The following is a 25,695-nucleotide window of genomic DNA, read 5'->3' as shown; positions in this document are numbered from 1 at the left end:
ATGACTACGACGATTAACAACGAAAACCAGGCTGCTCATAGCCGCCGCGTGCTGGCGAACAAGGGCGACGTTTTCTCATCCTTCAACGTGGAGGACTTCGCCGTGCCGCATGGCAAGGATGAAGAGTGGAAGTTCACGCCGCTGCGTAAGCTCCGCGGTCTCCACAACGGCACCGCAGCAGAGCCGGTTGCAGCCTCAATTTCGGTCGAGACTGCTGGTCAGGATGGCGTCGCTGTGGACGTCGTCAAGCGTGACGACGAGCGCCTTGGTCGCGCCGGCGCCCCAACGGACCGCGTGGCAGCACAGGCGTACTCCAACTTCGACGATGCGCACATCGTGACCTTCGCGAAGAACTCGGTGTCCAAGGAGCCTGTCGTCATCGACATCGACGGTCCGGGCGAGGACAAGGTGTCCTACGGCCACATTGTCATTGACGTGCAGTCCCATGCCGAGGCCGTCTGCGTCATTAACTACCGAGGCAGTGGCACGTTCGCGGACAACATCGAGTTCGTAATCGGCGACGGCGCCAAGCTGGGCGTCGTGACCATGGTGAACTGGAACGAAGATGCCGTTCATGGCTCTGCGCACCACGTTCGTGTCGGCCGGGATGCTACGCTGCGCCACACTGTCGCAACGTTTGGCGGCGAGGTTGTCCGTATCGTTCCGCGCGTTGCTTTCACGGCACCCGGCGGCGACGTCGATCTGCTGGGCGTGTACTTCGCCGATGCCGGTCAGTACTTTGAAAACCGCATGCTGGTCGACCACGCTGTGCCGAACTGCCGCTCCAACGTGATGTACAAGGGCGCGCTGCAGGGCGAGCCGAATGTCGCTCATCGTGAGGCCCGCACCGCGTGGGTGGGAGACGTGCTCATTCGTGCAGAAGCTACGGGCACCGACACCTACGAGCTCAACCGCAACCTGCTGCTCACCGAAGGCGCGCGTGCCGACGCAGTTCCGAACCTGGAAATTGAAACCGGTGAGATTGCCGGTGCTGGGCACGCTGCCACCGTTGGCCGCTTCGACGAGGAACAGCTCTTCTACCTGCTCTCGCGTGGTATTCCGGAGCTGGCAGCTCGCCGTCTGGTGGTTCGCGGCTTCTTCAGCGAGGTCATCAACCTGATTCCGGTCGAGTCCGTTCGCGAAAAGCTTGAAAAGCTCGTTGACGAAGAGCTCAACACCGCTGGCTTCTAACCGCTTATCTTCTTTCTCACCCTTTCCGTCCTGTCACCCCGGAAGTGCCGGGGGACAGGCCACTTACACCGATTAAAGGAAAAGATTTCACTATGAGCACTTTGGAAATCCGTAACCTCCACGCGCAGGTGCTGCCGACCGACGAGTCCGCCGAGCCCAAGGAGATTTTGAAGGGCGTCAACCTGACGATTAATTCCGGCGAAACCCACGCTGTGATGGGGCCGAACGGCTCTGGTAAGTCCACCCTGAGCTACACCATCGCAGGTCACCCGCGTTACGAAGTCACCGAGGGCGAGATTCTCCTCGACGGCGAAAACGTGCTGGAGATGAGCGTCGACGAGCGTGCTCGCGCTGGCCTCTTCCTGGCAATGCAGTACCCGGTCGAGGTCACCGGCGTGTCCATGTCCAACTTCCTGCGCTCTGCAGCGACCGCTGTCCGTGGCGAGGCACCGAAGCTGCGCCACTGGGTCAAGGAGGTCCGTGAGGCAATGGCTGACCTGGAGATCGATTCGTCGTTCTCCGAGCGCTCCGTCAACGAGGGCTTCTCCGGTGGCGAGAAGAAGCGTCACGAGATTCTGCAGCTCGACCTGCTGAAGCCGAAGTTCGCCATCCTGGACGAGACCGACTCCGGCCTGGACGTCGACGCTCTGCGCGTTGTCTCTGACGGCATTAACCGCTACCAGGACGAAAACGACGGTGGCATCCTGATCATTACTCACTACCAGCGCATCCTGAACTACGTGAAGCCGGACTTCGTCCACGTCTTCCACGATGGTCGCTTCATCACCTCCGGTGGCCCGGAGCTTGCAGACGAGCTGGAAGAGCACGGCTACGAGAAGTACATCAATGCCTAACGCCGAACTACTCAGCCCATCACTCCGCGAGGACTTTCCGATTCTGTCGCGCACTGTCCGTGACGGAAAGCGGCTGGTCTACCTGGACTCCGGAGCGACCTCGCAGCGCCCCAAGCAAGTCATCGATGCTGAGGTGGAGTTCCTAAGCCACCACAATGCACCGGTGCACCGCGGCGCTTACGAGATCGCTGAGGAGGCCACGGATGCATATGAGGACGCCCGTGAGGCGATTGCGTCCTTCATCGGCGCCGACTACGACGAGCTGGTCTTCACCAAAAACGCCACCGAAGCGTTAAACACAGTGGCATTCGTGCTTGGCGACGACCGCGCAGGTCAGTACCAGGTCGGCGAAGGTGACGAGATTGTCGTCACCGAGCTGGAGCATCACGCGAACTTGGTGCCGTGGCAGGAGCTGGCTCGCCGCACTGGTGCGACACTGCGTTGGTATGGCGTAACTGAAGACGGCCGCATTGACATGGACTCGCTGGAGCTCAGCGAGAAGACCAAAGTTGTGGCCTTTACCCATCAGTCAAACGTCACCGGTGCAGTCACCGATGTGAAGGAAATGGTGCGCCGTGCTCGCGAGGTCGGAGCGCTGGTAGTCCTCGATGCCTGCCAGTCGGTGCCGCATATGCCTGTCGACGTCAAGGATCTCGATGTGGACTTCCTGGCGTTCTCCGGCCACAAAATGCTTGGCCCCAACGGGGTCGGTGCGCTCTACGGTCGCCGGGAACTGCTCGAGGCACTGCCGCCGTTCCTCACTGGTGGCTCGATGATTGAGGTCGTCACAATGGAGAAGACCACCTTCGCGGCGCCTCCGCAGCGCTTCGAGGCGGGTACCATGATGACCTCCCAGGTCGTCGGCCTGGGTGCTGCGGTGAAGTACCTGGATGCCATCGGTATGGATAAGGTAGCTGCTCATGAGCACCACCTGACCGCGCTCGCACTGGAGAAGCTGCAGGAAATTGATGGCGTGACCATCATCGGTCCGACTACTCCAGAACAGCGTGGCTCTGCAGTCTCCTTCAAGGTCGAGGGCATTCACCCGCACGATCTTGGCCAGGTTTTAGACGACCAGGGCGTGTGCATCCGCGTCGGTCACCATTGCGCGTGGCCAATTCACCAAATCCTCAACGCCCAGTCGACCGCCCGGGCATCCTTCTACATCTACAACACGGAAGAGGACGTTCAGGCGCTTGCCGACGCAGTGCGCCATGCACAGAAGTTCTTCGGTGTCACCCCGTAACTTTAAGAAAGGAGAAGGACATGAAGCTCGAGCAGATGTACCAGGAAGTTATCCTGGATCACTACAAGCATCCGCAGCATGCGGGTTTGCGGGAGCCTTTCAATACGGAAGTGCATCACGTCAACCCGTCGTGTGGCGATGAACTCACGCTTCGAGTCACTCTGAACGACGACCTCACCGTCGTCAATGACGTCTCCTATGACGCCGTGGGCTGTTCTATCTCGCAAGCCTCCACCTCAGTTATGGCTGAGGAGATTGTCGGCAAGACTGTCGACGAGGCCATGGCCAAGCTTGCCGAGTTCGAGAAGATGGTAACGTCCCGAGGCAAGATTGAGGGCGATGAGGACATTATCGGCGATGGGATTGCCTTCGCTGGAGTTTCTAAGTACCCCGCCCGCGTGAAGTGCGCTCTTCTCGGTTGGAAGGCTTTCCAGGCCGCGACCGCTGAGGCTCTGGCCAACGCCGCTGAAGGCAACGGCGTTGGTACCGCGACTGTAACCGTTACCAATGACGAGGAAGGCCATCGCCATGACTGAACCAATCGCTAATGACGCCACCTCGCCCGCACAGCCTGATGCTGTCGACGAGGACACCATGACCACTGGTGCTCCGATTGATGAGGGGGATGCGTACGAGTCCATCACCGTCCCGCCGGCACCGGAGCAGACCGAAGCCGATAACAAGCTGGCCATCCAGGTTGAAGAGGCAATGTACGAGGTTGTTGACCCGGAACTCGGAGTCAACGTCGTGGACCTGGGCCTGGTATATGACATCTGGATTGAAGAAGGCGACATTGCCGCTATCTTCATGACACTCACGTCCCCGGCCTGCCCGCTGACCGATATGCTCACCGACCAGACTGCCTCCGAGGTTATGAAGGTCGAGGGTATCCGCGACTTCCGCCTCAACTGGGTCTGGTCCCCGGCATGGGGCCCACACATGATCACTGAGGACGGCCGCGAGCAGATGCGCGCTCTCGGTTTCTCGGTCTAGATGATCAGTGACAGCGGTGATTAGGGAACCGCTACGCTAAAAGTGCTTGGCGACGAGCTCCTGGCTCGTTCAGCTAGGCACTTTTTCGTTTGTTTTTTTGAGTTGCTGACTGCGTTTATGGCCGGGATCGGTAGGGCGATGCGAGTTACTGACTGCATTTATGTCAAAAATGGCTCAAAAAATGGCCTGAAAGCGTCATAAACTTGCACAGTTTCACATCTGCAGCCCGTATTCACACGAGCATCCCCGCAATTTTTTCAAGCTGTCCGACTCGGAGTTAAAAACGACCCCACCTGGCACTGAAAAGTGCCAAGCGGGGTCGCTATTGTCTTCGACTGCTAATCCAAGTTGTGAGAGTTAGATGCGAGATGCATAGCTACTCGCATCTATTCACAGCTCTTCGCAGCTATTCGCGAGTCATGTCTGCGGTGGCCGGGTCAACGAGCTTGGAGCCCGTGACCTTCTTATGGATAAACCACAGCAGGACGAAGACCGGGATACCCAGGTACGGAGTGAGGATAGCGAAGATATTCTCGCCAGTGCGAATCGGATCAAGTGCCTGTCCGGCCACCACAAAGAAGCACATAATCAGTGCCAGCACAGCACCGGCGGGGAAAAAGTTCGCCTTGTAGGGAAGCGAATCCAACGGGATATTCTGGGCCTTCAGACACTTGCGGAAGCGGTAGTGGCTGAAAGAGATACCAAACCAGGTGATAAAGCCCGCGAGCGCAGACAGCGTCAGCAAGAAGGTGTACGCCACACCATCGCCTACCAATGAGGTAATGAAGCCAGCCATACCGATGACAGCGGTGGCAATCAGAGCGCGCAGCGGAACGCCATGCCCAGAAAGCTTGCCAAAGTAACGCGGAGCGTGTCCCTGACGGGCCAGGGAAAACAGCATACGAGTGGACACATACATACCGGAGTTACCCGCGGACAAGACCGAAGTCAGAATAACGGCGTTCATCAGGCCAGCGGCAATCGCGATACCTGCGCGTTCAAAGACCAGGGTGAACGGTGAAATGGAAATATTGTCCTCGGCGGCATTCAGAAGATTCGGGTCCGTGTACGCAATAAGGAAACCAATAACAGCGATGGCACCGATGTAGAACAGCAGGATACGCCAGAAGATAGTGCGAATCGCGCGGGGAATCGTACGCTCAGGATCTTCAGCCTCACCTGCTGCTACGCCAACCATCTCGGTGCCCTGGAAGGAGTATCCGGCTACAACGAAGACAGCCAACAGTCCCATTCCGCCATTGACGAATGGGGCGTCGCCCGTGGTCCAGTTTTCGAAGCCGGGGGAGGAGCCGCCCAAGATGCCGAAAATCATGCCGACACCAAGAACGAGGAAGACGATGACGGTAATGACCTTGATGGTCGCAAACCAGAACTCACCCTCGCCGAATGCACGTGCGGACAGGGCGTTCAGCCCGAATAGAATCGCGAGGAAGAGCGCGGACCAGATGATTGAAGGCACATCCGGGAACCAATAGCGCATCACCAGCGCAGCAGCGACGAGCTCTGCGGCCACAGTAATCGCCCAGTTAAACCAGTAGTTCCAGCCCATGGCAAAGCCGAAGGATTCTGAGACGTATCGGCGACCGTACTCCTGGAAGGAACCGGGCACCGGCAGGTAAGCGGCCATCTCGCCGAGAGACTGCATAACCAGCCACACCATGATGCCGATAAGAGCGTAAGCGATAAGCGCACCGCCTGGACCGGCCTGCGAAATGGTCGCACCGGAGGCAACAAACAGGCCCGTACCAATGGCACCACCAATGGCAATCATGTTCAGGTGGCGAGCTCTCAGCCTGCGCTGAAGCTTATGGTTTTGTGAGGAAGTCTCCTCAGATTGCGTCGAAGTCATTCATTTATCATAAGCGTTTGTACTCCGGTGAATGCAAAAACCACACCGCTTTAATTGTTGGTATCACCCCACAAATCGGCTGATGTATATACTCCCGGTCAACGAGTTCTCCATCTCCCAGGTCCCCGCACAAACCCTGCGATGAGCTTTCCGCACGTACGCGGACTCATTTTCAGCAAAGGCACGGCCACTTTCGCCATAGCGCGAAGCGTCGTCAGTGGGGATGTCCCTATCAAATAGGCAAACACGTCCTTTTCCGGCAACGAAAAGAACGCCCGAAAAAACGCACCCGTCTGTCGTGCATCGAACCCCAGCAACGCCGCGAGCCCACGTTCGCGTAGCCATCGCTGCAATCGCATGCTTAACGACGTCCCCAGCGTCCGGCTTCCCTTCTTTTCCATATCGGCCAAGAAGCGGTCGACATCTTCGATAACCGAACCCACCGAGTAACCAGTGGCAGGATGCATCCAACCACCAGCAAAGCCGAAGAGGGTGCCCATGGATGGTCCACTGTGCGTCAAGGCGCCACAGCGAGAGGGAAGGTTTGCCAATAGGGGAAAGGACACCACTTCTTCGTCGATGGCCAGATCTTCCGAAAGCCCCAGGGACTTCAACCGTACACTTTGGCGTCTACGCAACAGCGCTAGAAGTACGGAGTCATCGGCCTCACCGCCGCTGCCGACTGGCGCACCGGCTTCGCCACGATACCCGTCAACCATAGGAGTCGGAGTAGCGAGGATAGTCTCTTCAATGAGGAAGGTCCTGTCATCCAAGAAAATGCGATAGGAGAAACTAGCCGGCTCTGTCGCTGGGGCAACCGGTTCGGCCGGAGTGAAGTCCATGAGGACTGCGCGGCGGTGGGCGCTGGGGACGTCGTCAAGCGAAAAGATGTGCCCGATGGCGAGCTGCCGTACCTGCCCACCTCGCCCGACTGCGGCGTGCGTGCGCCCGGTGGTGACAATTGTGATGTCAGTACCCGTGGTTTCGGAATCGGTGAGTGCGCGGCGTTCGATGTGGAAACCGCCAAGTTCTTGCAGGCAGTCCTTGTTAACAACGCCGTAGTTACGGGTGAGCTGACGTTCGGTGCCGTCGGCAAGAATGACGCTGGGTTGAAAAGTGGCGGCGAGGAAGTCGCTGGGCAACCAGTCGGGGAGTTGGTCGCACCAGAGACCAATCGTCGAGGGCAGTGTGCCACCGGCTGGGTCATAAGCGGTGACATCCCAGCCGCGAGCGGATGCACGGTGGGCGGCGATTCTTCCGGCGGGCCCGAGGCCGACGACGGAGGCGGTCACGGGAAATGAAGCCATAACTGGTAGGCTACTCGTTCGTGATTGTGACCCATGACCTTGAAGTCCGAGTCGGCGCCCGTACCCTGCTCACTGCGCCGGGTGAGCAGCTGCGCGTCCAGCCGGGAGACCGGATTGGACTCGTCGGGCGAAATGGTGCTGGCAAAACGACGACTATGCGTATTCTCTCCGGTGAAACTGAGCCCTACGGTGGCTCAGTAGTGCGCTCTGGCTCGATTGGTTACCTGCCACAGGACTCGCGCGAGGGCAACATCGACATCTCCGCCCGTGACCGTGTGCTGTCGGCGCGAGGCCTTGACCAAATCCGCCGCAGCATGGATCGCCAACAGGAGATCATGGAGACCGCGACCACTGACACGAAGCGCGATGCGGCGATTCGGAAGTTTTCGCGTCTCGAGGAGCGCTACCACGACCTCGGCGGCTACGAGGCGAACGCCGAGGCAGCCCGCATTTGCGACGCGCTGGGGTTGCCGGAGCGCGTACTCGACCAGCCGCTGAAGACGCTTTCGGGTGGTCAGCGCCGCCGCGTCGAGCTTGCTCAGATTCTCTTCGCCGCTACCGAAGGCTCGGGCAAGTCCGCCACGACGCTGCTTCTCGACGAGCCGACGAACCACCTCGATGCGGATTCGATTACCTGGCTGCGCGAATTCCTCAGTAAGCATGAGGGCGGCTTGATTATGATTTCGCACGATGTTGAGCTGCTCGAGGCCGTGTGTAACAAAGTCTGGTTCCTCGATGCGGTGCGCGCCGAAGCTGATGTGTACAACATGGGCTGGAAGAACTACCTGTCGGCACGCGCGACCGATGAGGCTCGACGTCGCCGTGAATTCGCTAACGCGGAGAAGAAGGCCAGCGCACTGCGCAAGCAGGCCGAGAAGCTAGGCGCGAAGGCGACGAAGGCTCGTGCGGCCAAGCAGATGGTGGCTCGTGCTGAGCGCATGATGGACAGTCTCGACGAGGTCCGCGTCGAGGATAAAGTCGCCCACATTTCCTTCCCAGAGCCGGCCCCCTGTGGCAAGACTCCGCTCAACGCCACGGGACTGACCAAGATGTATGGCTCGTTGGAGGTCTTCGCCGGTGTTGATCTTGCGATTGACAAGGGTTCCCGCGTGGTTGTCCTCGGCTTCAATGGTGCTGGTAAGACGACGCTGCTGAAGCTACTCGCCGGTGTGGAGCGCACCGATGGCGAAGGCGGCATTGTCTCCGGCCACGGCCTGCGCATCGGCTATTTCGCCCAGGAGCATGACACGATTGACCCGGACAAGACTGTCTGGGAAAACACGGTCTACGCCTGCCCTGACGTCAACGAGCCGGAACTGCGGAGCCTGCTCGGTGCCTTTATGTTCTCCGGCGACAAGCTGCAGCAGCCAGCGGGAACCCTCTCCGGTGGTGAGAAGACACGTCTGGCGCTGGCGACGCTGGTTAGCTCCCGCGCAAACGTCCTGCTTCTCGACGAGCCCACTAACAACCTCGACCCGCAGTCCCGCGAACAGGTTCTCGATGCACTTCGCACTTACACCGGGGCCGTCGTTCTGGTTACCCACGATCCAGGTGCGGTCAAGGCGCTAGAGCCCGAGCGCGTCATCGTGCTTCCCGACGGCACCGAAGACCTCTGGAGCGACGACTACATGGAAATCGTCGAGCTGGCTTAAGACGGATCCATTGGCCCTGGCAGGTAACCGTCCTGCTGAGCGAGCCTATACATCTCCGACTTGTTAAGGCTGTTCTCGGCCCGGCCAGCTGCCGCATACTTGGCTCGAATACGACCCAAGTAGTCCAACACGGTGTTCGGTGTCAGCCCTGTCATCGACGCGACTCGCTTCGTCGACTCACCGGAGGCGTAAAGCTCCAGTACCTCACGCTGGCGTTCCGACAAATCGACAGAGTCGAGCAGGGGATCAGAGTCAACTACCGATGCCCATTCTGTAGTCAGCGCACCCTTGCCAAGTGCCGCCAGCCGTACTGCAGACACGATTGTCTCCCGGGTTTCCGATTTTTGCACAACCCCCATCACTCCGGTACGCACTGCCTTTCGGACAAGGTATGGGCTTTCAGCTGACGAGAGGATGAGCACGTGATCGGTAACCAATTCCAGCGACAGAACGTTCTGCGCTGGATCTGAATTATCCGCCAGCCGTAGATCCAGCACGACCACATCCAGGCGGTCATCGGTGCCCACATCGGCCAGTAGCTCCGGCACAGTTTGATAACAGCCGACGAGCTCAAAGTCTGGCTCTGCAGAAAGCAGGGTTTCGAGCCCCTGCAGAGTCAAGGCATGATCATCAATCGCAGCAACGCGAAGCAAACGATCCGACTGCACGCTGTAATCTCCGATGTTGTCGGAGTCAATTGCAGCCGAGACGTCGATGGAAGCATTGCTCATTCCCGCAATATTCTCCCTAGTCACGTGACATCACTATCCTCTCACCGGCTTCATCAAACCTTTGCACTCCATTGTCATCAGAAATAGATGCAAATGCACGTCTGCCCGGGGGCAATAGGCGAATTGTTACCGATCCTTCTTCGGCGTTATCGATTGCTTCGAGGAAGTTCGGCATCAACTTGGCCACCGCGGAATCGTCGTCGACAAGCGGAATACGGCGCACATCGGTGCTATCGGAAACGGCCTGCGTGTGATTGCGGTCATCGAGGAGCCGGACATGAACACCTCTTGCGCGGGCATCCCAAACAGCTTGGTGAAGGGACCCAACATTTAGATGCGGCGAACGTAGGACGTCTCGGAGAAGCTGCTCTGTAAGCCGCGCACGCAACTGCAGTCGCGGGGTCGGTTCTTCCAAAACTGCAGCGGCGCTAAAAATGGGGCCGACCCGGCGCTGCAGCCATTCGTAGTTACTCTGGCTGCTAATTTCGTACTCTTTTGCGGCCCCGGCAGCGTACAGCGCACGATTATAATCCTGAATAGACTGCGGAACGGTGCGCATAAAAAAGCGGACCATGATGGACGTCAAAATTCCCGCGACCAACATCACGGAGCGAACTAACAGGTCAACTCCAGAGATACTGATGTGGGTCGTATCCGAGGGGGCAAAGGGGAAGAACTTGAGAAGCTCCACCATGATCGCGCCACCGAGCACTGAATTCAGCGCAACCCAGGGGCGGCCGCGGATGGCGAGCAATGCAGATGCAAAAGAAATTAAGCTAAAGTGCCAGAAATACGACCATTCCAAATTATTTGGAATGGGCTGGTAGAGCCCCACCACAGCTAATACAACGATCGCGACACCAGTTACGATTGCACGGGCTAACGGCAATTGTGAATGGCGGCCATACATAATCAGCCCGAGAAGGCCGATCGCTAATGCCAGACTGATTTGCCCGGCCGCGGTAAATAATTGTCCATTACTGACTAGAACCATGAACAACACGCCGACGATCGCGCCGTAGAACTGCCAGGAAAAAACAATTGACATTCCCATGAGGTCATACAGCGATGTCGTGTGAGCGGAGGAATCGACTACATCTTCCTCTTCCACAGGAGAGGTATTACCGTGCCATTTGAGAATAACCTGAGTACCTTTCCCAGGCTTTGAATTAACGAGAGCATCTCCACCGCGAAGGGCCTCCATTCGCCCTTTAACGCTCAACCGGATACCTGCACGATGCGGGTCAATTCCCTCGGGGTCGAACCCGGTGCCATCGTCACGAAAATCAATGGACACCTCTCCCGAGGCAACACGAATGTGGCATTTCTTTTCCGCTGCGGCACCTGCGTGACGCTTGGCATTATTTGCCACCTCGGTTGCGGCTAATAGGAACGTGTTAGCAACTTCTCCTGGCAGCCGAACTGGACCGCCTTCTTCGCTGGTGTCTAGCGTTACCGAAATGTCGGGGCTCACCGACATCAATTGCGCCCGTACAGCCTCAGCAAAAGTTCTACCGCTTACTGTTTGCCGAGGCGAGAAAAACAGCCCAGTCTGCTCGTCTAGCGAGAAGTCAATCTTAGAGCCCTTACCGATTGCAGACAGTGCGGCCAATACATAGTCATGGACATAGGCGTTGAAGCTGCTCATCGCCTCGCCGCGGACACGCATACGCTCCGCTCTCTCATTGACCTTCCGAGAGTTCTCGTAGGTGAAGTCAATAAGCCTTGCGACGGGTTGTGCAGAGCCTGCAATAATCACAAATGGAAAAGTGTTGATGAGATTGAAACCAACATCCGACAACATGTCGAGCCAAAAAGTGTGTCCCAGCAACCACGAATTAATGACCGCAATAAGTCCGGGAACAAATACCATCACGGACAAACTGATGTGGAGTGGCACTGTCAGAGCAAATGCAGCGAGGGCTAAACCTGAAAATGGGCTATACCAGAGCGCATTTCCAACGAGGTTATGAGGGAGATCCCAATAGGTTGAAACCAACATCAGGAAAACCAACATGATGTACATCGGCACACGCAGTGCGGTAATAAGGCCTCTCCGCGTATTATTAATCACAGCCCAAATCAGCAACATATCGCTGAGAATGAATATGAGCAGTGATGCAAAAGGGAACCAGTGTCTCAGAAAGTTTTCAAAGGGGACAGAACGAACAGCCGATTCAACCTGCCACAAAAAGCCGGTGACGGCAATAATAATCGCGCCGGATCGCAGCACAGACATTTCAATTGATGGTGACTGTCCGGCAAGTGCCGAATCGGGATTCCACCTCTCCATGCGACAATCACATTCCTTTTGCTTATTGCCACTAGATAAAACTAATTAGTCTCTACATTCGGTATGAAGCCGAGCGAAATTCTGAAGAATACGCCCACTTCGAGCAACATCCAACTGTCGCGCGGCCGACACCGCTTCAAGATCTGTTCCTGGTAAATAGTAGCCCTCATTTGCGTAAATCTGGAGACGCTGGGCAAACGTGTTGGCATGTAATTCCGGGTGAAACTGCGTCGCATATGCATTGCGGCCCAACCGAAACATCTGTACGGGGCAGTCCTTTCCAGTTGCCAACAACGTAGCGTCGCCAGGCAGTTCTTCGATGGCCTCCTTGTGGCCGACGATGGCGTGAAAGTGGGCCGGTAAACCATCAAGAATTGGATCTGATTCGCCATCTGGAGTTGCAGCTACTTCGATTACAGCTGCCTGCTCCCCGTGCTTGCGGGAGACACGGCCATGGCCAGCAGTACCGAGCAGGCCGACGCCATAACAAGCTCCGAAGAAGGGGAAGTCTCGTTCGAGCACTTCTGCCAACAAATCCTCGAACCAGGTTTCGACTTCCTTCTGTAGATAGCTCTTATCGTCATCAGAGGCGTTAAAGGGACCTCCGCCAACGATTACGCCCGAGTAGTTATCTAGATTCAGATTCCCCGGACGAGACTGTTCCAGGCGAATTTGATGCAACTTTGCCGGCGCCAATGCACACCTCCTGGCAAATGAGAGATGTTCAGCGTGAGCTGCGGCATCTTCGCCGCGTGTGGAAAGCAAGAGGAAGGGCTTGGCGGAGGTAGACATTTGCGGGAACAAATTTCGTGAAAAAGGGAGCTAGAGGGGGACGGAGACTACTGCACCACTAGCAGGCTCGGATTGGCTGCATGCGTACATACGTGCATAAATCGGGGGATGATTGACGAGACGGCCTGGAGGTCCACATCAGATACCTTTAGTCGAATCGCATCGACTTCCTCCGGGTCAAAGTAACCGACGTCGGTGTAGAAAGACATTCTGCGGAGCAGTCCGTTGGCATTCATCTCCGGATGAAATTGGGTAACCCAGTTATTCGATCCGATCGAGTACATCTGCACCGGACAGGTTGGGCCTGTGGCAAGCAAAGTCGCGTGATTTGGAAGTTCCGCAACGGATTCCTTGTGGCCAGTCAACGCATAAAAAACCGGAGGCAACACCGAAGCTATTGGATCCTGAGTGGCAGCTTCGGTGAGCTCTACCCGGGTAGAACCCGCTACTTCGCCGTGACGCAGGTTAACCAAACCGCCCGAAGTAAAGGCCGTGTAGCTAGCGCCGTAGCAGATAAGCAGTGCGGGGACAGGACTCCTAAGTACGTCGTAAAGCACATCGTGCGAATACTTCTGCAGCCCCGAATGCTCAAGGTCGGTGATGTTAAATGGGCTGCCTCCGACGAATACGCCGTCATAGGAGGTCAGGTCGGGCAACTTAGCGCCGACAGCGTCGATGGTAAACAGATCCAACTGGCTGGGCTCAAGCCCGGTGGAATCCAGAAAGTCCTGGTACTCGGCTTGCCCCGCACCATCTGCGGGGCGGAGCGCCACCAACAAAAACTTACCCACACTCATAAATAGACAGCTTAGTCCATATTGGGTGAAATCTATGCATTGTCACCGGTCAAACGGGGTAAATGCACGGCAGAAAGCCGAAACCCGCTCCCGTATTAGGGGAGCGGGTGGTACGTAACGCTATCAGGCCTAGCCTGAGTGGCTAGTCCTTGCGCCGTAAGCTGTCTTCAACTAAATCAAGCACGGAATCCAATTCGTCGACAGTGCGACCAGATGCCAGACGAACGATGATGCCATCGAGCATCAGCTCGAGAAAAAGCTGCATCGTGCGAACCGAATAATCCGACCGTAGGGAGCCGGATGAGGATGTCTGGGTCAATCGGTGGGCAACAGCGTCATCCAATTGATCCTGATGGCCCAACCATTGGCCCTTAAACTCCGGATCGCTGCGAAGGCGACGGGCAATCTCAAGGCGAGTTCCCAGCCAGCCATGCTTGTCTGGGTTCGCCACGATATCACGCATTACTTCCACTAAGCCGGAAGCCTCCGCGACTTCCGCCATATTTGCGGCATCTTCTTCGGCCAATGCTAAGAACAGACCTTCTTTGGATCCGAAGTGATGGAAAATAGCACCGCGAGACTTACCGGTAGCGGACTCCAGACGAGAGACCGTTGCGCCGTCGTAGCCGAATTCTGCAAAGCACTGCCGAGCGCCGTCGAGAATTTCGTGCCGCCGTTGAGCTAAATCCTGGTTACTCACTTTTGGCATAAGGAAACTCTTTTCTTGCCGGCGACGCCCAGGGACATGTTTCACTGCATGACGTGGCAGCGCCATTCCTATACTTCCCAAGCCTCATTTTGGTTGGGGTAGAGAAACCCGAGGCCGGCAGGGCGCTAGCCCGTGGGGTATGAATCCGCGGGCTAGCGCTACCTACCGGCCTCTAGAAGCGCTGCTTGTAACAAGCCCTAGCGCGCACGAGTCAAAGGGAAACTAGTTGCCCTTGATCATGTTGCGCAGGACGTACTGCAGAATACCGCCGTGGCGGTAGTAGTCAGCCTCACCAGGGGTATCGATGCGGACCACAGCGTCGAAGTCGAAGGACTCGCCGTTTTCCTTGGTAACCGTAACCTTGACGGTCTTCGGGATGGAGCCGTTGTTCAGCTCCTCCAGACCAGCGATGTCGAAGGTCTCAGTGCCATCGATGCCCAGGGACTTCCAGGACTCACCCTCCGGGAACTGCAGCGGAACAACGCCCATGCCGATGAGGTTCGAGCGGTGGATACGCTCGAAGGACTCAGCGATAACAGCCTTGACGCCCAGCAGCAGGGTGCCCTTAGCTGCCCAGTCACGGGAGGAACCGGTGCCGTATTCCTTACCACCAACGACGACCAGCGGAGTGCCAGCCTCCTTGTAGTTCATGGCAGCGTCGTAGATGAAGGCCTGCGGGCCACCCTCCTGGGTGAAGTCGCGGGTGTAGCCACCGGTAACACCGTCAAGCAGCTGGTTCTGCAGGCGGATGTTAGCGAAAGTGCCGCGCACCATGACCTCGTGGTTACCACGACGGGAACCCAGGGAGTTGTAGTCCTTGCGCTCAACGCCCATGGAGTCGAGGTACTGAGCAGCCGGGGTGCCCGGCTTAATGGAGGAAGCCGGGGAGATGTGGTCGGTGGTCACCGAGTCACCCAGGGCAGCAAGGACGCGAGCGCCCTTGATGTCGGAAACCGGTGCCGGCTCCATTTCCATCTCGTCGAAGTACGGTGCCTTGCGGATGTAGGAGGACTTGTCATCCCAAGCGAAGGTCTTGCCCTCCGGGGTCGGCAGGTTCTGCCAGCGCTCGTCACCAGCGAAGACATCCTTGTAGTCCTCGTCGTACAGCTCGGAGGAGATGGAGGCCTCGATGGTTGCTTCGATCTCTTCGGTGGACGGCCAAATGTCGCGCAGGAAGACATCGTTGCCCTCTGCGTCCTGACCCAGGGCGTCGGTTTCGAAGTCGAAGTCCATGGTACCGGCGATCGAGTAGGCGATAACCAGGATCGGGGAAGCCAGGTAGTTCATCTTCACGTCAGGGGAGATGCGGCCTTCGAAGTTACGGTTACCGGACAGAACCGCGGTAGCAGCCAGGTCGGCCTCGTTGATGGCGGAGGAAATCTCAGCCGGCAGCGGACCGGAGTTACCGATACAGGTTGCACAACCGAAGCCGGACAGGTAGAAGCCCAGAGCCTCGAGGTCCTTCCACAGGTCAGCGCGCTTGAAGTAGCCGTTAACAACCTGGGAGCCCGGAGCACAAATGGTCTTGACCCACGGCTTTGCCTGCAGGCCCTTCTCGACAGCCTTGCGTGCCAACAGACCAGCGCCAATCATGACCGACGGGTTGGAGGTGTTGGTACAAGAGGTGATGGAAGCGATAGCGACCATACCGTGGTCGAGCGTGTACTCGCCGCCCTTCGGGGAAGTGACGGTAATCGGGGAGCTCGGGCGACCTTCAGCGCCGTTAGCGGCGGACTCGCCGTGGCCCTCGCGGGACTCGTTGTAGTCTGCGGCCAGCTCGGAGGTCGGTGCGGAAGCCTTGACAGCGCCCTTAATCTCGCCGTCGGAGTAGTTGTGCAGGTCCTTGCGGAACTGCTCCTTGGCGGAAGCCAACTCGATGCGGTCCTGCGGACGCTTCGGGCCAGCGATGGACGGAACGACGGTGGACAGGTCCAGCTCGAGGTACTCGGAGTACTCAGCCTCCGGAGTGTTCTCGTCCAACCACATACCCTGAGCCTTGGCGTAAGCCTCGACGCGCTCCAGGGTCTCCTTGTCACGGCCAGTCAGGGCCAGGTACTTGACGGTCTCATCGTCGATCGGGAAGATTGCGGCGGTGGAACCGAACTCTGGCGACATGTTACCGATGGTCGCACGGTTGGCCAGCGGCAGCTTGGAGACGCCAGCGCCGTAGAACTCTACGAACTTGCCGACGACGCCGTGCTGGCGCAGCATATCGGTGACGGTGAGCACAACGTCGGTTGCGGTAACACCCGGCTGAATGTCGCCAGTCAGCTTGAAGCCAACGACGCGCGGAATGAGCATGGAGATTGGCTGGCCAAGCATTGCGGCCTCAGCCTCAATACCACCGACACCCCAGCCCAGGATGCCCAGGCCGTTCTGCATGGTCGTGTGAGAGTCAGTACCAACACAGGTGTCCGGGTATGCCAGGCCGTTGTTCTCGAAGACAACGCGAGCCAGGTACTCGATGTTGACCTGGTGGACAATACCGGTTCCCGGAGGAACAACGCGGAAGTTGGAGAATGCGCCAGTACCCCAACGGAGGAACTTGTAGCGCTCATCATTGCGCTGGTACTCAATTTCGACGTTCTTAGCCAGAGCGTCTTCGCTACCGAAGGCCTCGATGATGACCGAGTGGTCGATGACCATCTCTGCCGGGTTCAGCGGGTTAACCTGATCCGGGTCGCCGCCGAGAGTCTTAACAGCCTCACGCATGGTAGCCAGGTCAACAACACAGGCGACGCCGGTGAAGTCCTGCATAATAACGCGAGCAGGGGTGAACTGAATCTCGATCGACGGATCAGCCGAAGGAACCCAGTTGGCGACAGCCTTGATGTGCTCCTCAGTGATGTTGGCGCCATCTTCGTTGCGCAGCAGGTTCTCACCGAGAACCTTCAACGAGTAAGGCAGCTTCTCCATACCCGGCACGGCGTCAAGAGCGAAGTAGTCATAAGACTTGTCTCCGACCTCAAGCTTGCGCAGGGCGTTGAAAGAGTTCTTGCTTTCAGCCACAGTCAGCTCCATTTCTATTCGGGTGAATTGTCGCCTTAACTGAAGAGTCCGGCACTCGAATTTCGGCTCTCCACAAGGCATAGGTGCGATCACGCCGCCCCTTATCAACCAATTAAAGCAATAATCACGACGCGGGGCACACGAGCCCACACACACGTTTTTAAGGAAGCGTTACCGTCCTTGCATCAACAATAACAGTACGAACGTTCTGTATGTAGATTGCTCGCGGCGCGCCGAGTCACGCTACCCCCGTTCACATCCAGAGCAGGCCATTATAGATAGGACAAACGAAGCAGCATCTCCGCCAAATTGGGGCGCGTGGAAACCATTCTCACGCAAAACAGGAGCACGATACGGAAGGCAATTAATGCATACGCCAGCAGATTCACAGGCAGCGAAAGAAACCGTCGAGAAGGTGGTCGCTCAGCTACGCACCGACAACATCGTGACAAATAACCCACAGCTCCGAGAAGCGGTCAAGCCAATTGTCGACGATGCAGCAAATCGGGGGGTGCCCAATTTCAATATCATCTACCTAGATAGCGAGAAGATTTACCCCGTCGCCGAACAAAAGAACACCGACATCTTTTCCTTTGCCCGCCAAGTAGCGGACCAAGTCGGCGGCACCACTGTCGTGCGCACACCGGGCAATGTGGCCACCGCATCTGCCGATTTCCCCCGCGCAGCCATTGAACGCGCCGACCACGCAATGATGGAGACTCCACGAGACTATCCGGCGGGTCTCGATGCCTATTTGCACGAGCTCACTAACTACGTCGTCCCGTGGACTCTTTACAGCCTCATCGCAGGCGTCGTTATCGTCGCACTCTTCGTCGGGCTGACGTTCTACTGGCTACGCACACGCCCAACCGCCTAAGAGTTCGCTTTACGACGGACGCTGGAGTTAACGGCCCCACTGAACACATTCACCGTCCCCGGTTTTCCACCTCACGGCAAGGGACAGGGTAAATGCCCCAAAAACTGGTAGCAGTGGAGAACTCAGTCACTATCTCAATTGGATAACACTGTTGCAGTCGCCGTAACCGTGTCAACGATTTTCGCCAAGGTCAAGCATGAGCGCTTGACCTTTTCTTATGTCCGGTACCCCAGGTAAAGGTCCGCGGCAGTCCGGCACGCCGATAAGTCATCACATAGTGACATAATTCACACAGAAAACTGGGGCTCATCATAACCGCAGGCCACGGCATATAACGAAACGGTTACAAAGTGGGGGACAGTTGGTAATTTTGTTACTTATGTTTTTTTAGAGCTTTTTGACCCGTAAAGTGCTTCGTGATGCCAATAGTGGACTCAAGGGTCCAGTATTGACCAATGAAAACTCGCGGGAGCGCCGCTGTTGCTTTTGGTTCTGGTTTCGGTTCGACGTTTTTCGAAGTTCCACTCAAGACCTGGAGGCAACAATGGGAAGATATCCAACGATGGGGAAGTCGCTGGTGTCGATTCTGAGGCGTGAACGCACCCATAGGAGAAATGTAGGAGTAACGCGGTGCCGAGTAATCGCAAAGTCCGTGCATCATATTGGACTCGTCCAATTGCCGGTATTATCACGGCGGGTCTTCTGGCGACGAACACTCAGGTCGCAGCTGCACAACCACTGAATCCGAGCGACGCCCAGATCCGTCAAGCGCGTGAGGCGGCCTCTAACGCCGAGTCGTACTTGCAGTCCCTGGTCGCCGAGGTAACTTCCAGCGAGCGCCGGGTATCTGACCTCGAGCTACGCATGGGCACTCTCCGCGAGGATGTCAACAAGGCCATGGTGGACCTTGAGAACGCTCGAGATGCCGCTAACCGTGCGCGCGAGGCGGTCGACGAGGCGCGAACCCAACTCGACCGTTCCCGCGCTGAGCTCGCTAGTGCCCAGAAGCAGTTCGACGAGCTAGCCCGCACCATCATGCGCCAGGGACGTTCCAGTGGCTCGATTCTCGAGGGTGCGCGAGATGCATCCGAGGCTATTAACCGCCTGTCCGCCTTGCGTCGCGAAGCGGATCGTCAAGAGCAGACCGTTGACTCTCTGGATAAGAATCGCACCGAGGCTGCTAACCAGGAGTCCACGCTTCGCAAGAAGAGTGACGAGGCTCAGCAGGCGGAGGCCACCGCAAATCAGCGAAACACCGATGCTCAGAACGCGTACTCCGAGGCAAACGAGGAGCTTCAGAAGGAGCAAGCTGATTACCAGCAGGCTCAGGTCGATCGCGATGCCGCAAAGGCATCTTTGGATGCAGCCCGAAACGCGGTCAACGAGCTGAACTCCCAGCGCCAGAATTATGAGAACGAGCAGGCCCGCAAGGAAGCGGAAGACGCCGCTGCCAAGAAGGCCGCTGAGGAAGCCGCAGCTAAGACTCGCGCCGAGGCGCAGTCGAACCAGACTGATGAGGATTCCTCTTCTGAGTCCACAGATGAAAGCTCTAGCACCACTGGTTCTACGGGCTCGACTGATTCCACTAGCTCTACCGACTCGACTGGTTCTACGGCCTCCACTGGCTCTGACAGCTCCACCGGCTCCACTGGCTCTGACAGCTCCACCGGCTCCACTGGCTCTGACAGCTCCACCGGCTCCACCAGTTCCTCTGAGACGACCGAATCTTCGGATTCCTCTGAGTCCACCGATACCTCGGATTCGTCTAGCACCGGCAGCTCGTCGTCAAGCGGCACCCCGGCACAGACTGTGGCGCCGACGAATCCGGAGACCGGTCAGAGCACCTCGGGTTCTTCCAGCCAGAAGGTCGAGACTGTCATCGCACGCGCGATGGGGCAGCTCGGTGTCCCATACGCATGGGGCGGTGGCAACGCCAACGGCCCGACCAAGGGCATCCGTGACGGCGGAGTAGCTGACTCCCACGGCGACTACAACAAGATTGGTTTCGACTGCTCGGGCCTGACTCTGTACGCCTACGCCGCTGTCGGCATTGACCTGCCTCACTACACCGGCTACCAGTACCAGCGCGGAAAGCACTACCCGGCATCTCAGATGAAGCGTGGTGACCTGCTGTTCTGGGGCCCGAATGGTCATGGCCACGTCGCTATCTACCTGGGCGATGGCAAGATGATTGAGGCACCGCAGTCCGGTTCTGTGGTTAAGATCTCGCCAGTCCGTTATAACGGAATGACACCGAACGTTGTCCGCCTCGTCTAGTTTCTAACGACGTGTTCTACAGGTCGGGCGACCGACCTAAAGAAGGGTTTCTCTGTGACCTACCCAACGCCCACTGACCACACGGACCTCGAGCGCGCATACGCGGAGCTGGGGAAGGTTGTGGTTGGCCAGGAGCACCTGATTAAGCAGCTCTTCATCGCGATGCTCGCAGGAGGTCATGTCCTGCTCGAAGGTGTTCCGGGTGTTGCGAAAACTCTGGCAGTGTCTACTTTTGCCACAGTGATGGGTGGGTCCTACTCCCGCATCCAGTTCACTCCGGATTTGGTGCCATCAGATATTGTCGGCACCCGGATTTTCCGCCAGGACACCTCGGAGTTCATTGTCGAGCCCGGCCCGGTCATGTCAAATATCGTGCTCGCTGATGAAATCAACCGCGCACCGGCGAAGGTGCAGTCGGCACTGCTGGAAGTCATGGCAGAGCACCAGGTGTCCATCGCAGGGGAGTCCACGCCAGTACCGGAGCCGTTTTTGGTTCTGGCCACGCAAAACCCAATCGAAAACCAGGGTGTCTACCCACTGCCGGAGGCCCAGCGGGACCGTTTCCTATTTAAGGTCCTCGTGGGTTACCCCACTCCGGCGGAAGAGCGGGAGATTGTCTACCGCATGGGAGCCACCCCTCCAGTCGCGCAGCAGATTCTCACCCCAGAGAGTGTTCGGGAACTGCAGCGCGCTACCCGCGAAGTCTTTGTCCACCACTCACTGATTGACTACATCGTGGCCGTCATCGAACTCACCCGCAATCCGATGCGGGCGGAGTTGAAGGATGTCGACCGCTGGCTTTCCTATGGCGCATCACCGCGTGCAACTCTTGGTGCTGTCGCGGCCGCCCGCGCCCACGCGCTGTTTTCCGGTCGCGACTATGTCGTGCCGGACGATGTGGTCTCCGTGCTTCCCGACGTGCTGCGTCATCGCTTGGTCCTGTCCTATGAGGGCCTGGCCGATGGCGTTACTCCCGAACGGATTATTGACATCGTGTTGTCTCACGTGCGCCTTCCCCAAGGCGGGAGCACTGGCTCCGATGAGGGCACTGCCTCCTAATGTCAGCTCGTGAAGACGATCTTGCACGCGTCCTGGCGTACTTAGAGCTAACTGTTACGCGTAAGCTCAACGGACTTTTGCGCGGCAGCTTTCTCTCCACCGCTACTGGAGATGGCTCTGAGCCGGTTGGCTCCCGCGAATATGTCATCGGCGATGATGTTCGCCAGATGAACTGGGCAGTGACAGCCCGCACTGGAGTGCCGCACGTTCGCACCTCCGAGGCCGAGCGTGAGCTGGAGTGCTGGATCGTCGCCGAACCCGCCGCACGTCTGTCCACGGGATTGACCGATACCACCAAACGACATCTGCTCACCGCCGCTGCCGGCGCTGTGACGATGCTTAACGACGCCCCGGGGTCCCGAACTGGATTAATCGCCGGTGGCACTCCAGTGCCCGCGGGCCAGGGCCGTGCCCACAGCTTGATGCTGCTCAAGCAGTTGGCTGACGCGACTGCTGAGCATAACCTCGCAGCGGATATTGACACAGTAATGACTCAGGCTCCGCGCGCTGGGCTGTTGGTTGTCATCTCGGATTTCCTTGGATCACTCGATTGGGCGCGCCCGCTGCGCGTTGCCTCGGCCTCGACAGAGATTATGGCGATTCGCCTGGTAGATCCAGCCGATGAAGCCTTACCCGGCGAAGGCCCGGTGGTCATGGCGGATTCAGCAACCGGCGAGACCATTGAACTCAACATCAACGACAAGACCCGCGCCGAGTATGCGGCTCAGGCTCGTGCCCACCACGAGCGTGTAATCAATGAACTGCGCAAATGCCGTGCTCGCGTTATTACCTTGCGTACGGATTCAGATTGGGTACTGGATTTTGCTCGACAAATTGGCCAACATTAGCGTCTGAGTAACCGCTTGTTAGTGCTATCTTTTTTGGGCCACCGACTAACCGGCTATAGCCACTGGTTTATACGCGACTGTTTAGGCGACTGGATGTGAGGAAACTGATACCGCGATGACGTTCCTAAACTCAACTTTTGCGCACCCAGGGTGGCTGCTCGCACTCGCTCTGCCTCTCGTGGCAGCCGTGGCCTATTGGATCAGCACTAAGCAGCGAAAGCAACGTGCCATTGCCTTTGGCAACTTCACCATCGTTGGGTCACTGGGGAATAAGTCGTCGGCACGCCTGCGCCATGTCGTAGCTATCAGTGCGCTGTTGTCACTTGTTCTGGTCATCATTTCATTGGCTGGTCCGATTTCGGAGACCAAAGTCGCCCGCAACCGAGCGACGGTTATGCTGGTGGTCGACGTTTCGCTGTCCATGTCGGCCACAGATGTTGCGCCAGACCGCATCACTGCAGCTAAAGAAGCCGGCCAAGAGTTCGTGGAGAACCTTCCCGACGACCTCAATATCGGCCTGGTGACGTTCTCTGGTCGCGCTCGCACTGCTGTCAGCCCGACTACCAACCATGACACCGTGAATCGAGCGCTCCAGGCTGCTGAGTTAGATCAGGCGACTGCGACCGGTGATGCTATCGCTGCCGCGCTGGATGCCATCAATCAGTTCAGCGATTCGGTTCAGGGCGGGGGAGAAGGCGCCCCGCCAGCGACAATTGTGCTGCTTTCCGACGGCAAACAGACCGTCCCACAAGAACTCGACGATCCCCGCGGCGCGTATACCGCCGCCGCCGAAGCCGCCAAGGCCGGGGTGCCTGTCAACACGATTTCGTTCGGTACCGCGCAAGGCGCAATCACGGTTCAGGGCGAATTGATTCCAGTGCCTAACGACGACGATTCGCTGCGAGAGATCGCCCGTCGAACAAAAGGTGAGTTCTTCAGCGCTGGTTCCCTCGAGCAGCTCCGCGATGCCTATGGCTCACTGGAAGATGACATCGGTTACGAACTCAAGCGGGCCGAGAATCCGAGGCCCTATCTGATTGCAGCCTTCACGATGCTGCTAGTGACCGTGGGCTCACTGCTTGTAACCAATCGTCGAATTCCGCAGTAGGGCGCGGTTAGGGTGCCGTCGTCAAGCGATTGGTATGGAACCCGATTGGCAGGAGACGCCGGGGGCATTGAGCAGTCGTCTTATGGAGTCCTCAGACTGCGCTACTAACATGGTTGCCTATGTCTTCTGATAATTTTGACGCTATTTTGCTGTTGTCTTTCGGCGGTCCCGAAAAGATGGCCGATGTGCGTCCCTTCCTGGAGAATGTCACCCGCGGCCGCGGAATTCCGCCGGAGAGGTTGGACGAAGTCGGTGCTCACTACGCGCACTTTGGTGGTAAGTCCCCGCTCAACGATTTAAACCGCGAAATTGTCTCCAACCTTAAGGCTGAGCTGACTCGCCGTGGCTATGACATGCCTGTTTATTTCGGCAATCGCAATTGGCATCCGATGGCTGAAGACACCGCGGCGAAGATGGCTGATGACGGCGTTAAGCGAGCGCTCGTTTTCGCCACTAGCGCCTGGGGAGGCTATTCCGGCTGCCGCCAGTATCACGAAGACATTGCTCGGATGCGCGAATCTCTGGGCGACCGTGCTTTTGACATGGAGAAAATCCGGAGCTTCTACGATCATCCGCTCTTTATAGAAGCCTATGCAGACGCAGTGCGTGAGGCGTTTGCCAAGCTGCCGGATGACCGCCGTGACAAGGCCCGGCTTATTTTCACCGCTCACTCTATTCCGGTCTCGGCGGACAAGGCATCCGGGCCGGTAGAGCTCGGCGGAAATCTTTACTCCCGCCAGGTCAACGAAGCAGCACGGCTCGTCGCCGATGCAGTGGGTATCACCGACTTTGACGTCGTCTGGCAGTCCCGCTCTGGCCCGGAGCACGTGCCGTGGTTGGAGCCTGACATCGTCGACCACGTTGAAGCGGAGGTCACCCAAGGCCTTCGATCCGCAGTAGTGTGCCCGATTGGCTTCATCTCGGACCATGTTGAGGTCGCCTGGGATCTGGATGCCGAGCTTCAGGATGAAATGGCTCATCACGACATCGTCATCGAGCGTGTCGCAACGCCTGGCCCGACGGCTACTTTCACTGACATGCTCGTAGAGCTCATCGAAGAGCGCATCGCAGATGCCGAACCCCGCCGCCTGGGAAGTGAACCGCTACTCGGCTCGGCCTGCAACGGCGCCCCCTGCGCCGCAGCCTGTTGCACCCCGGCAAAGCGCCGCCCACACTGATTCCTTTGGCTTCAATTGGGCCGCAGGGCAAGGCAAATCCCTAGCGGGTCCACTCCTGAATCGCGTATTCCACCGCGCTCATCCGCGCCTGCCGGATCTTTCGCCACAGCGGGATGAGCTGCGCATCAAACGCGGCGCTGCCGTGCCCCGACTCGCTGCCCTGTGCCACCGCCAGAATCGACGACACCCGATCAGCTCTGGCGAGCACTCCCAGTGCACGGCGCGGCACATCATCCGGCACAAAAGCCATGTCCAGGTGATCATCGAGCATGCCGACCATCAGCCGGGGATCCACCTTCGGGGCACCACTGCTTGACGACGTCAGCGGTGAACGCGGCATCGCCGCAATCGTGGCAGCCGCAACCCGCGCCGCATCTGCCAGCTGTAAATCCGCCTCGCCAGGGGAGAGATAGGCCGGCTCGGGAATGTGGCCTTCCAGTGTGTACCAATGCCACTGCTGTAGGCCTGGCACCGGCGTTGTCACTGGTATGAGCACATGGTTCCAGCCCGGCTCCGCATCCGCAATCACAATGGCCGAGCCTGCTGCGCGTGCAGCTTCAGCGGCGTCGGTTCCCGCAGGCAGTGCAGGTGCATCACCGGGCCCGGAGAGAATGAGGCGGACGAGGGGACGGTGGTCACTGTGCCAATCTCCCGCTTCAGTAACCGCTCGAAGAAGGCGGAGCATGTCGCTTCGATCGAGATCAGCGTCGCAATCGATGACATTCGGAACCGTGGCGTCGGCAAGCACGAACGTCCCCGGAACTGACGTAGGCCCGCCGAGCGAGTCTAGCGCGTCGAGGAGATGATCGTAGTTTTCCAAACCCGACAACCACGCGCCCAGCCAAAGGGCGATGTGCTGAGTTGGACTCCAGACCTGGTCGAGAACACTGCGCTGCATAGTGCA

Annotated in this window: 21 protein-coding genes; 12 read left to right on the top strand and 9 right to left on the bottom strand. The window is 57.9% G+C overall.

Annotated features, from left to right (window positions below; all coding sequences use genetic code 11):
* The 5 genes from sufD to AB1Z34_RS05445 all read left to right on the top strand — a co-directional run bounded on the left by sufD (position 1) and on the right by AB1Z34_RS05445 (position 4,284).
* Entirely contained in the window at positions 1-1,191 is a 1,191-nt protein-coding gene (gene sufD, locus AB1Z34_RS05465) for a Fe-S cluster assembly protein SufD (RefSeq protein ID WP_016422751.1), read from the top strand.
* A 92-nt stretch (positions 1,192-1,283) separates the two neighbouring features.
* Positions 1,284-2,045, top strand: a complete 762-nt coding sequence (gene sufC, locus AB1Z34_RS05460; protein WP_016422752.1) for a Fe-S cluster assembly ATPase SufC — start codon at positions 1,284-1,286, stop codon at positions 2,043-2,045.
* Complete coding sequence (locus AB1Z34_RS05455) at positions 2,038-3,291, top strand: cysteine desulfurase (protein ID WP_367158023.1); 1,254 nt, start codon at positions 2,038-2,040, stop codon at positions 3,289-3,291. Before sufC ends, AB1Z34_RS05455 begins: the two co-directional genes overlap by 8 nt.
* Positions 3,292-3,311: 20 nt before the next feature.
* Entirely contained in the window at positions 3,312-3,827 is a 516-nt protein-coding gene (gene sufU, locus AB1Z34_RS05450) for a Fe-S cluster assembly sulfur transfer protein SufU (RefSeq protein WP_016422754.1), read from the top strand.
* On the top strand, positions 3,820-4,284 hold the full coding sequence (locus AB1Z34_RS05445) for a metal-sulfur cluster assembly factor (protein WP_016422755.1): 465 nt from the start codon (positions 3,820-3,822) through the stop codon (positions 4,282-4,284). Before sufU ends, AB1Z34_RS05445 begins: the two co-directional genes overlap by 8 nt.
* A gap of 406 nt (positions 4,285-4,690) precedes the next feature.
* Here AB1Z34_RS05445 and AB1Z34_RS05440 read toward each other — a convergent pair whose 3' ends face one another.
* A complete protein-coding gene (locus AB1Z34_RS05440) occupies positions 4,691-6,154 on the bottom strand; it encodes an amino acid permease (RefSeq protein ID WP_049190722.1) in 1,464 nt (487 codons plus the stop codon).
* A gap of 98 nt (positions 6,155-6,252) precedes the next feature.
* Positions 6,253-7,461, bottom strand: a complete 1,209-nt coding sequence (locus AB1Z34_RS05435; RefSeq protein ID WP_367158022.1) for a lycopene cyclase family protein — start codon at positions 7,459-7,461, stop codon at positions 6,253-6,255.
* Positions 7,462-7,481: 20 nt separating this feature from the next.
* On the opposite strand from AB1Z34_RS05435, the gene AB1Z34_RS05430 reads away from it, so the two are divergent.
* Positions 7,482-9,113, top strand: a complete 1,632-nt coding sequence (locus AB1Z34_RS05430) for an ABC-F family ATP-binding cassette domain-containing protein (RefSeq protein ID WP_038625400.1) — start codon at positions 7,482-7,484, stop codon at positions 9,111-9,113.
* Here AB1Z34_RS05430 and AB1Z34_RS05425 read toward each other — a convergent pair.
* From AB1Z34_RS05425 to acnA, 6 genes are all read right to left on the bottom strand, one after another.
* The gene (locus AB1Z34_RS05425) at positions 9,110-9,868 is read right to left on the bottom strand and encodes a response regulator transcription factor (RefSeq protein WP_239660007.1); all 759 of its coding nucleotides are present in this window, start codon (positions 9,866-9,868) and stop codon (positions 9,110-9,112) included. The two genes, AB1Z34_RS05430 and AB1Z34_RS05425, sit on opposite strands and share 4 nt — an antisense overlap.
* Positions 9,861-12,137: a sensor histidine kinase gene (locus tag AB1Z34_RS05420; RefSeq protein ID WP_367158021.1), complete on the bottom strand. Its 2,277-nt coding sequence runs from the start codon at positions 12,135-12,137 to the stop codon at positions 9,861-9,863. The genes AB1Z34_RS05425 and AB1Z34_RS05420 overlap by 8 nt, the downstream gene beginning before the upstream one ends.
* A gap of 45 nt (positions 12,138-12,182) precedes the next feature.
* Positions 12,183-12,929, bottom strand: a complete 747-nt coding sequence (locus AB1Z34_RS05415) for a glutamine amidotransferase (RefSeq protein ID WP_367158020.1) — start codon at positions 12,927-12,929, stop codon at positions 12,183-12,185.
* A 47-nt stretch (positions 12,930-12,976) separates the two neighbouring features.
* The gene (locus AB1Z34_RS05410; RefSeq protein ID WP_070438429.1) at positions 12,977-13,726 is read right to left on the bottom strand and encodes a glutamine amidotransferase; all 750 of its coding nucleotides are present in this window, start codon (positions 13,724-13,726) and stop codon (positions 12,977-12,979) included.
* A gap of 142 nt (positions 13,727-13,868) precedes the next feature.
* Positions 13,869-14,435, bottom strand: coding sequence for a TetR/AcrR family transcriptional regulator (locus tag AB1Z34_RS05405; protein ID WP_016422763.1), 567 nt, complete (start codon positions 14,433-14,435; stop codon positions 13,869-13,871).
* A gap of 222 nt (positions 14,436-14,657) precedes the next feature.
* The gene (acnA, locus tag AB1Z34_RS05400) at positions 14,658-17,444 is read right to left on the bottom strand and encodes an aconitate hydratase AcnA (RefSeq protein ID WP_080971469.1); all 2,787 of its coding nucleotides are present in this window, start codon (positions 17,442-17,444) and stop codon (positions 14,658-14,660) included.
* A 367-nt stretch (positions 17,445-17,811) separates the two neighbouring features.
* Here acnA and AB1Z34_RS05395 point away from each other — a divergent pair, with 367 nt between their 5' ends.
* The 6 genes from AB1Z34_RS05395 (at position 17,812) to AB1Z34_RS05370 (ending at position 24,791) form a co-directional block, all read left to right on the top strand.
* The gene (locus AB1Z34_RS05395; protein WP_367158019.1) at positions 17,812-18,321 is read left to right on the top strand and encodes a DUF6676 family protein; all 510 of its coding nucleotides are present in this window, start codon (positions 17,812-17,814) and stop codon (positions 18,319-18,321) included.
* A gap of 630 nt (positions 18,322-18,951) precedes the next feature.
* Positions 18,952-20,598: a DIP1281 family NlpC/P60 protein gene (locus tag AB1Z34_RS05390; protein WP_187404616.1), complete on the top strand. Its 1,647-nt coding sequence runs from the start codon at positions 18,952-18,954 to the stop codon at positions 20,596-20,598.
* 54 nt (positions 20,599-20,652) lie between these two features.
* The gene (locus AB1Z34_RS05385; RefSeq protein ID WP_367158018.1) at positions 20,653-21,657 is read left to right on the top strand and encodes an AAA family ATPase; all 1,005 of its coding nucleotides are present in this window, start codon (positions 20,653-20,655) and stop codon (positions 21,655-21,657) included.
* The gene (locus tag AB1Z34_RS05380; RefSeq protein ID WP_069359554.1) at positions 21,657-22,505 is read left to right on the top strand and encodes a DUF58 domain-containing protein; all 849 of its coding nucleotides are present in this window, start codon (positions 21,657-21,659) and stop codon (positions 22,503-22,505) included. The genes AB1Z34_RS05385 and AB1Z34_RS05380 overlap by 1 nt, the downstream gene beginning before the upstream one ends.
* A 115-nt stretch (positions 22,506-22,620) precedes the next feature.
* Positions 22,621-23,613: a VWA domain-containing protein gene (locus AB1Z34_RS05375; protein WP_016422769.1), complete on the top strand. Its 993-nt coding sequence runs from the start codon at positions 22,621-22,623 to the stop codon at positions 23,611-23,613.
* A gap of 119 nt (positions 23,614-23,732) precedes the next feature.
* A complete protein-coding gene (locus AB1Z34_RS05370) occupies positions 23,733-24,791 on the top strand; it encodes a ferrochelatase (RefSeq protein WP_187404618.1) in 1,059 nt (352 codons plus the stop codon).
* Between the two features lie 40 nt (positions 24,792-24,831).
* Here AB1Z34_RS05370 and AB1Z34_RS05365 read toward each other — a convergent pair whose 3' ends face one another.
* Positions 24,832-25,689: a hypothetical protein gene (locus AB1Z34_RS05365; RefSeq protein WP_187404619.1), complete on the bottom strand. Its 858-nt coding sequence runs from the start codon at positions 25,687-25,689 to the stop codon at positions 24,832-24,834.
* Positions 25,690-25,695: the final 6 nt, after the last annotated feature.

Source organism: Corynebacterium sp. 045007, assembly GCF_040743205.1.
Taxonomy (GTDB): domain Bacteria; phylum Actinomycetota; class Actinomycetes; order Mycobacteriales; family Mycobacteriaceae; genus Corynebacterium; species Corynebacterium jeikeium_D.
This window is presented reverse-complemented; position numbering and strand designations above follow the sequence as displayed.

Excerpts from the sequence above, each read along its gene's own strand:
- AB1Z34_RS05405 (WP_016422763.1), bottom strand. The coding sequence starts at position 14,435 with ATGCCAAAAGTGAGTAACCAGGATTTAGCTCAACGGCGGCACGAAATT.
- AB1Z34_RS05420 (WP_367158021.1), bottom strand. The coding sequence starts at position 12,137 with ATGGAGAGGTGGAATCCCGATTCGGCACTTGCCGGACAGTCACCATCA.
- sufD (WP_016422751.1), top strand. The coding sequence starts at position 1 with ATGACTACGACGATTAACAACGAAAACCAGGCTGCTCATAGCCGCCGC.
- AB1Z34_RS05395 (WP_367158019.1), top strand. The coding sequence starts at position 17,812 with ATGCATACGCCAGCAGATTCACAGGCAGCGAAAGAAACCGTCGAGAAG.
- AB1Z34_RS05440 (WP_049190722.1), bottom strand. The coding sequence starts at position 6,154 with ATGACTTCGACGCAATCTGAGGAGACTTCCTCACAAAACCATAAGCTT.
- AB1Z34_RS05415 (WP_367158020.1), bottom strand. The coding sequence starts at position 12,929 with ATGTCTACCTCCGCCAAGCCCTTCCTCTTGCTTTCCACACGCGGCGAA.
- sufU (WP_016422754.1), top strand. The coding sequence starts at position 3,312 with ATGAAGCTCGAGCAGATGTACCAGGAAGTTATCCTGGATCACTACAAG.
- AB1Z34_RS05365 (WP_187404619.1), bottom strand. The coding sequence starts at position 25,689 with ATGCAGCGCAGTGTTCTCGACCAGGTCTGGAGTCCAACTCAGCACATC.
- AB1Z34_RS05370 (WP_187404618.1), top strand. The coding sequence starts at position 23,733 with ATGTCTTCTGATAATTTTGACGCTATTTTGCTGTTGTCTTTCGGCGGT.
- sufC (WP_016422752.1), top strand. The coding sequence starts at position 1,284 with ATGAGCACTTTGGAAATCCGTAACCTCCACGCGCAGGTGCTGCCGACC.
- AB1Z34_RS05375 (WP_016422769.1), top strand. The coding sequence starts at position 22,621 with ATGACGTTCCTAAACTCAACTTTTGCGCACCCAGGGTGGCTGCTCGCA.
- AB1Z34_RS05445 (WP_016422755.1), top strand. The coding sequence starts at position 3,820 with ATGACTGAACCAATCGCTAATGACGCCACCTCGCCCGCACAGCCTGAT.
- AB1Z34_RS05435 (WP_367158022.1), bottom strand. The coding sequence starts at position 7,461 with ATGGCTTCATTTCCCGTGACCGCCTCCGTCGTCGGCCTCGGGCCCGCC.
- AB1Z34_RS05380 (WP_069359554.1), top strand. The coding sequence starts at position 21,657 with ATGTCAGCTCGTGAAGACGATCTTGCACGCGTCCTGGCGTACTTAGAG.
- AB1Z34_RS05410 (WP_070438429.1), bottom strand. The coding sequence starts at position 13,726 with ATGAGTGTGGGTAAGTTTTTGTTGGTGGCGCTCCGCCCCGCAGATGGT.
- AB1Z34_RS05455 (WP_367158023.1), top strand. The coding sequence starts at position 2,038 with ATGCCTAACGCCGAACTACTCAGCCCATCACTCCGCGAGGACTTTCCG.